Origin of the sequence: Aeromicrobium sp. MLTX1, from assembly GCF_046452335.1 — a bacterium.
Classification (GTDB): domain Bacteria; phylum Actinomycetota; class Actinomycetes; order Propionibacteriales; family Nocardioidaceae; genus Aeromicrobium.
The window spans coordinates 1-243 of sequence record NZ_JBKFDN010000021.1; the positions used below are offsets into that span (position 1 = coordinate 1).

Annotated in this window: 1 protein-coding gene; it reads right to left on the minus strand. The window is 56.4% G+C overall.

Annotated features, from left to right (window positions below):
* Nucleotides 1-243: hypothetical protein (locus tag ACK99Q_RS17835; RefSeq protein WP_410187441.1), on the minus strand; the 243-nt coding region annotated here is incomplete at both ends.

Here is a 243-nt window from a genome sequence, read left to right on the forward strand (position 1 = left end):
GCGGTTCGAACTCAACACGATGTAATCGACCTGGCTCAGTTGCCCCACCAGCGTGGTGACCTTGCTATTATCGGCGGATTCATCGCCATAGAGATCGAGGGTCATGCCGATGTAGGCACTTCGATCCCGATCCGGCAGGTGCATCGGCAGGGCATCGTCCCAATACTCGTTGCTCATCACACTGCCTGCGGGCGCGTTCTCATAAATCCATTCACTGGCTTCGATGCGGGTGATGGGTTTGGT